Genomic DNA, 6479 nt, shown 5'->3' on the forward strand with positions numbered 1-6479 from the left:
GCCGACGATGCGCTCCTCGCGGCTCATGCGCGCGCTCCAGCCGCGCGGGCCCGGACGTGCGTGACGCCGCCGTCGACCTCGAGCGCCGTGCCGGTGGTCGAACCCGAACGCGGGCTGGCCAGGTAGGCGATCGCGCCTGCGACCTCCTCGGGCGTGACCATGCGGCCGGTGGCCTGGCGGGCGTCGAGTGCGGCGCGCTCGGCGACGGGGTCGGCGAAGCCCTGGAGCATCCGCTCGACGAACGGAGTCGACACCGTGCCGGGGCTGACGCAGTTGACGCGGACGCCCTCACCGACGTGGTCCGTCGCCATCGCGTAGGTGAGCGCGAGGACGGCGCCCTTGGACGCCGAGTAGAGCGCGCGCTGCGGCAGGCCGTTGAGCGCCGCGATCGAGCAGAGGTTGACGACGGATGCCGCCTCGGAGCGCCGCAGCCACGGCAGCGCCGCGGCGGTGACGCGGGCCATCCCGACGACGTTGACGTCGAGGACGCGCGACCACTCGGCGTCGTCGTTGTCCTCGACCGTGCCCACGGCGCTGATGCCGGCGTTGTTGACGACGACGTCGATGCCGCCGAGCCGCTCCGCGATCGCTGCGACGGCGTCGGCGACCGACGTGCGATCGGAGACGTCGGCGGGGAACCCGACGAGCGGTTCCGGCAGGCCGTCGATGGACCGGTCGAGTACGGCGACGCGCGCGCCGCGGGCTGCGAGCTCCTGTGCCGCGGCGAGGCCGATGCCCGAGGCGCCGCCGGTGACGACCGCGACGAGCCCGTCGAACTCCTCGGCGCTCATGCCTGCACCATCCGCTGGCCGGCGCGGCCGAGGCCGTCGATCTCGAGCTCGACGGTGTCGCCGGCCCGCAGGTACGGGGTGCCCGGGAGGCCGAGCGCCACGCCCGCGGGGGTGCCGGTGTTGATGACGTCGCCCGGCTGGAGCACCATGAACTGGCTGAGGTACCAGATGACGTGGGCGACGGAGAACAGCATGTTCCCGGTCGAGCCGTCCTGGCGCAGCTCGCCGTTGACCCAGAGCCGCAGCCCGAGCCGCTGGGGGTCGTCGACCCGGGCCGCGGGCACGAGGTCGGGACCGAACGGGTTGAACGTCTCGCAGCTCTTGCCCTTGTCCCACTGGCCGCCGCGCTCGAGCTGGAACTCGCGTTCGGACACGTCGTGCGAGACCGCGTAGCCCGCGACGTGCGCCAGCGCGTCCTGGGGCGAGTCGAGGTAGCGCGCGGTCCGCCCGATGACGACGCCGAGCTCGACCTCCCAATCGGTCTTCGTGGAGTTCCGCGGGATCAGCACGTCGTCGTTGGGGCCGACGAGCGTGTACGGGTCCTTCATGAAGATCACCGGCTCTGCGGGCAGCGCGGCCCCAGTCTCCTCGGCGTGGTCGCGGTAGTTCAGGCCGATGCACACGATCTTGCCGGGGCGGGCGATGGGCGCGCCCACGCGCGCGGTGTCGCCGTCGAACTCGGGGAGCGTGTCGAGCGCCGCGCCGAGGCGCGCGATGCCGTCGCCGGCGAAGAACGCCCCGTCGTAGTCGGCCGCGACACCTCGGGCGTCGAGCACGCGGTCGCCGACGCGCACGACGGGCACCTCCTCGCCGGGGGCGCCCAGTCGGGCGAGGGTGAAGCTGTCGGTCATCGTGTGCCTTCCGTGTCGGGGAGCGAATAGAACCGGCGGGCCGTGCCGGCGAGGACGAGGTCCCGCTCGCGCGGGTCGAGGTCGGCGAGCAGGGCCTCGATGCCCGCGAAAACCCGCTCGTAGCCGCCCGCGATGAGCGAGACGGGCCAGTCGCCGCCGTACATGAGCCGTTCGGGGCCGAACACCGCGAGCGCGTGTTCGAACGCGGGCCGCACGGTCTCGACGGTCCAGTCGGCGGGGTCGCCGACGGCCGAGTACAGTCCGGAGACCTTGGCGTGCACGCGCGGGTTCTCGGCGACCCGGGCGATGAGCGAGGCCCACGGCTCGTGGTCGTCGGAGCCGATCGGCGGCTTGTTCAGGTGGTCGAGTACCAGGTCGAGGTCCGGGTGCTTCGCGGAGATCTCCAGTACCGCCTCGAGGTGCTCGGGCAGCACGCCGACGACGTCGAACGGGACGCCGGCCGCTTCGAGCACGCCGAGCCCAGCGTCGACGTCGTCGCGGAGCAGCCAGCGAGGGTCGGGTCGGTCGTGGATGAGGTTGCGGATGCCGCGGAAGAGCGGTCGACGTCGCAGCTCCTCGAGCCGCTCCGCCGCGCGCTCGGGCTCGTGAAGCGGCACGTAGCCGACCACTCCGACGACGAGCGGCTCGCCTGCCGCGACCTCGAACATGAAGTCGGTGTCCTCGTCGTTGTCGGCGGACTGTACGAGCACGGTGCCGGTCACGCCCGTCGCGGCGAAGGACGGGAGCACCTCGTCCATGCCGATGGACCGGTACAGCACGCCCGCTTCCGGCGTCAGCCAGCTGTAGCGCGCCCGGTCGAGGTCCCAGACGTGCTGGTGGGTGTCGATGATTCCGCTCATGCCGCCTCCCTGCAGGTCATGGTGAAAGGTCTGATGACTTGGGGCGCGGCACCTATGCTGAGCCCATGGGATCGCGTTCGAACGTCGTCATCGACGGAATCCGCCAGATGATCACGAGCGGCGAGCTCATGGCGGGCTCCCGGCTGCCGGTCGAGCGCGAGCTCGGTGCACGGCTCGGCGTCTCCCGCGGGCCCCTGCGCGAGGGCGTGCGTGCGCTCGTCGTCCTCGGGGTACTCGAGACCAGGCAGGGCGACGGCACCTACGTGACCTCGCTCGAACCCGGCCAGCTGCTCGAGCCGCTCGGCATGCTCGCCGAGCTCCAGAGCCCCGAGAACAGCGTGCACCTGCTCGCCGTGCGGCGCGTGCTCGAGCCCGAGGCCGCGGCGCACGCGGCGCTGCGGATCTCCGACGACGAGCTCGCCGAGGCGCGCCGGATCCTCGAGCGCGGCGAGGCGATCCTCTCGGTAGGGGACGACATCGACCTCGAGGCGACGATCGACGTCGACACCGAGTTCCATCGCCTCATCGCGACCGCGAGCGGCAACCCCGCGTTCGCGGCGATCATCGACGCGCTCGTCGGCCGGACGGCCCGCGCTCGGCTCTGGCGCGCCATCCACCAGCACGGGGCGGTGCACGACACCCAGCGAGAGCACCGCGCCATCCTCGACGCGCTCGAGGCGCATGACCCCGACCGCGCACGCATCCGCATGAGCGTTCACGTGCTCGGCGTCGAGGACTACACCGAGCGGCACGTCGACGAGCAGCCCGTCGACGACGTCGACTGACGACTCACGCATCGCGCACCAGGCCCCGCTCGGAGAGGGCGAGCCAGAACTCCTCGGGGATCGCCACACCGTACCGGTCGACGGTGCCCGCCACCTGGTCGGCGGTGCGCATGCCCACCACGACCGAGACGACGGCGGGATGCCGCAGCGGGAAGGCCACGGCGGCGTCGGGCAGCGACAGGCCGAACTCCTCGCAGACGTCGGCGATCGCGTTCGCGCGCGCGAGCACGTCGGCCGGCGCCGGACCGTAGTCGTAGGTGGCGTCGGCGGCCGGGCGCGGCTTCGAGAGCAGGCCGGAATTGTAGACCGCAGCGGCCACGATGCCGACGCCGCGCTCGAGCGCGAGGGGGAGCAGGTCGTCGAGGGCGCCCTGCTCGAGGAGCGTGTATCGACCCGCGAGCATGATCACGTCGACGTCGTGGCGTGCGACGAACTCGGCGGGCATCGCCGACTGGTTCATGCCGGCGCCGATCGCGCCCACGACGCCCTCGTCGCGGAGCTCGACGAGCGCGGGGATCGCCTCGGCATGGGCCTGCTCGCCGTGGTCGTCGGGGTCGTGGAGGTACGCGATGTCGATGCGGTCGAGCCCGAGCCGCTCGAGGCTCGCCTCGACAGAACGCCGCACGCCGTCGCGGCTGAAGTCCCATTCGCGGCGGAGCGTCGCGGGCACGGCGAAGCCGCCGTCGTCCATGGTCCCCTCGGGATACCCACTCGGCACGAGCAGTCGTCCGACCTTCGTGGAGAGCACGAACTCGTCGCGGGGCCGGTCGCGGAGCGCGTCGCCGAGCCGTCGCTCGGAGAGCCCGAGGCCGTAGTGGGGCGCGGTGTCGAAGTAGCGGATGCCCGCATCCCAGGCGGCGTCTACGGCTGCGCGCGCCTCCTCGTCGCCCGTCGGCCGGTACAGGTTGCCGAGCTGCGCGGCGCCGAACCCGAGCTCGGTGAGGGCAGCGCCGGACCGCAGGGTGCGACTCAACATCGAGGAACCTCCATGGGACGACATGACTGCATAAAGGTTAGATGATTCGGTGTCGAAACTCCATTTCTCTGTCACAATGGCTGGGAACACGGCGCAAAGGTCTCCTCAATTCCGGCGCCGGACCACGGACATCCGCTTGGAGGATCAATGCTGACCGCCGCGTACACGGGCGACTCGACCATCACCGTCTCGGAGGCGGAACCCCGACCGCCCGCGCCCGGGCAGGTACAGATCCGCGTCGCCTACGTCGGCCTCTGCGGCACCGACCTGCACATCCTGCACGGCAGCATGGACGCCCGGGTCCAGACCCCGCTGGTGTTCGGCCATGAGATGAGCGGGACGATCGCCGCGCTCGGCGAGGGCGTCACCGGATGGGGCCTCGGCGATGCCGTCACCGTCATGCCCCTCGCGTGGGACGGAACGTGCCCCGCCTGCCTCGCGGGCAACGAGCACATCTGCCAGAACCTCGACTTCATCGGCATCGACTCGCCCGGCGCCCTGCAGGCGGTCTGGAACGTTCCTGCCGACGTGCTCGTCGCCCTCCCCCATGGCATCGCGCTCGACGCCGCAGCGCTGGTCGAGCCCGTCGCGGTCGCCGTGCACGACGTGCGCCGGTCCGAGATCGCACCCGGCGAGAAGGCCGTCGTGATCGGCGGCGGACCCATCGGCGTGCTCATCGCGACCGTCGCGCGCGCCTTCGGTGCCGAGGTCGCGGTCATCGAGCTCGACGCGAACCGCCGCGAGCAGATCGCCGGACTCGGCTTCGCCACGCTGGACCCCTGCGAGGTCGACCAGGTCGCCTGGGTCGAGCAGTGGACCGACGGCGCCGGGGCGGACGTCGTCTTCGAAGTGTCGGGCGCCGCGGCCGCGGTGCTCGGCGCGACCTCGTTGGCCAAGGTCCGCGGCACGCTCGTCGTCGTCGCCATCCACCCGCAGCCGCGCGAGATCGACCTGCAGCGGGTCTTCTGGCGCGAGCTGCGCATCCTCGGCGCACGCGTCTACCAGCGCACCGACTTCGAGCGAGCGGTCGAGCTCGTCGCCGACGGCACCATCCCGAGCGACCTGCTCATCACGAAGGTCGTGCCGCTGGCCGAGACCCGGGCCGCCTTCGACGACCTCGAGGGAGGCCGCGCGATGAAGGTGCTGGTGGACGTGCAGGCGGGCCAGGAGACGACCGGCGAGGAGGCCGCGGCATGAGCGTCAGCTTCGACCTCACTGGAACCACCGCACTCGTCACGGGCGCCAAGCGCGGCATCGGCTTCGCGATGGCCGAGGCGCTCGCGGCCGCCGGCGCCGACATCATCGCCGTGAGCGCCAGCCTCGAGACCGAGGGCAGCGCCATCGGCGCCGCCGTCGCTGCGCACGGGCGGACCTTCGAGGCGCACGCGGTCGACTTCGCCGACCGCGACGCGGTCCTCGCCTTCGCCGAGTCGCTCGGCGGCCGCCGCATCGACATCCTCGTGAACAACGCCGGCACCATCGAGCGGGCGCCCGCAGCGGAGCATCCGCTCGAGCTCTGGGACCGCGTCGTCGAGGTGAACCTGTCGAGCCAGTTCGTGCTCACGCAGGTCGTCGCCAAGGGGATGCTCGAGCGCGGGCACGGCAAGGTGATCTTCACCGCGAGCCTGCTGAGCTTCCAGGGCGGCATCAACGTGCCCGGGTACACGGCTGCGAAGTCCGGCATCGCCGGGCTCGTCAAGGCGCTCGCGAACGAGTGGACCGCGAAGGGCGTCACCGTCAACGGCGTCGCGCCGGGCTACATCGCGACCGACAACACGCAGGCGCTCCGCGCCGACCCCGACCGCTCGAAGGCGATCCTCGATCGGATCCCGGCCGGGCGCTGGGGTCGCGCCGACGACATCGCGGGCGCCACAGTCTTCCTCGCCTCGCCCGCCGCGGACTACGTGTCGGGCGTCGTCCTCCCGGTGGACGGCGGATGGCTCGGCCGATGATCCTCGACGGCGAGCGGTTCGTCCCAGTCATCGTCCTCGACGACGCGGACCGGGCGGTCCCGGTCGCCGAGGCGCTGCAGCGCGGCGGCATCCGCTGCGCCGAGATCACGCTCCGCACCACGGCGGGCATCGACGCGATCGCGGCGCTCCGCGACCTGCCCGACTTCACGGTCGGGGCCGGCACCGTGCTCGCGCCCGACGACGTGGACCGCGTCGTCGACGCCGGCGCCCGGTTCGTGGTGAGCCCCGGGCTCGCGGACGACG

8 protein-coding genes are annotated in these 6479 nt (G+C 72.3%); 4 read left to right on the forward strand and 4 right to left on the reverse strand.

Features of this window, described 5'->3' with window-relative positions; translation table 11 throughout:
- Window positions 1–23: 23 nt before the first annotated feature.
- The 3 genes from ESO86_RS09525 to ESO86_RS09535 are packed head-to-tail and all read right to left on the reverse strand — an operon-like array spanning window position 24 to window position 2502.
- Window positions 24–791 carry an SDR family NAD(P)-dependent oxidoreductase gene (locus tag ESO86_RS09525; RefSeq protein ID WP_129234685.1) on the reverse strand — a complete coding sequence of 256 codons (768 nt, stop codon included), beginning with the start codon at window positions 789–791 and terminating at the stop codon, window positions 24–26.
- A complete protein-coding gene (locus ESO86_RS09530) occupies window positions 788–1642 on the reverse strand; it encodes a fumarylacetoacetate hydrolase family protein (protein ID WP_129234686.1) in 855 nt (284 codons plus the stop codon). Before ESO86_RS09530 ends, ESO86_RS09525 begins: the two co-directional genes overlap by 4 nt.
- Window positions 1639–2502: an amidohydrolase family protein gene (locus ESO86_RS09535; protein WP_129234687.1), complete on the reverse strand. Its 864-nt coding sequence runs from the start codon at window positions 2500–2502 to the stop codon at window positions 1639–1641. The genes ESO86_RS09530 and ESO86_RS09535 overlap by 4 nt, the downstream gene beginning before the upstream one ends.
- Window positions 2503–2567: 65 nt before the next feature.
- Here ESO86_RS09535 and ESO86_RS09540 point away from each other — a divergent pair, with 65 nt between their 5' ends.
- Entirely contained in the window at window positions 2568–3287 is a 720-nt protein-coding gene (locus ESO86_RS09540) for a FadR/GntR family transcriptional regulator (protein ID WP_129234688.1), read from the forward strand.
- Between the two features lie 4 nt (window positions 3288–3291).
- Here ESO86_RS09540 and ESO86_RS09545 read toward each other — a convergent pair whose 3' ends face one another.
- Entirely contained in the window at window positions 3292–4263 is a 972-nt protein-coding gene (locus ESO86_RS09545; protein WP_129234689.1) for an aldo/keto reductase, read from the reverse strand.
- Between the two features lie 147 nt (window positions 4264–4410).
- Here ESO86_RS09545 and ESO86_RS09550 point away from each other — a divergent pair, with 147 nt between their 5' ends.
- The 3 genes from ESO86_RS09550 to ESO86_RS09560 form a co-directional block, all read left to right on the forward strand.
- Window positions 4411–5460 carry a zinc-dependent alcohol dehydrogenase gene (locus tag ESO86_RS09550; RefSeq protein WP_129234690.1) on the forward strand — a complete coding sequence of 350 codons (1050 nt, stop codon included), beginning with the start codon at window positions 4411–4413 and terminating at the stop codon, window positions 5458–5460.
- Window positions 5457–6215 (forward strand): SDR family oxidoreductase, encoded by a 759-nt coding sequence (locus ESO86_RS09555; RefSeq protein WP_129234691.1) that lies wholly within the window; start codon window positions 5457–5459, stop codon window positions 6213–6215. The genes ESO86_RS09550 and ESO86_RS09555 overlap by 4 nt, the downstream gene beginning before the upstream one ends.
- On the forward strand, window positions 6212–6479 hold a 268-nt coding region (locus ESO86_RS09560; RefSeq protein WP_479722782.1), incomplete at its 3' end, for a beta/alpha barrel domain-containing protein. The genes ESO86_RS09555 and ESO86_RS09560, both read left to right, overlap by 4 nt.

Origin of the sequence: Agromyces binzhouensis (assembly GCF_004135055.1) — a bacterium.
In the GTDB taxonomy this organism is placed as follows: Bacteria; Actinomycetota; Actinomycetes; order Actinomycetales; family Microbacteriaceae; genus Agromyces; species Agromyces binzhouensis.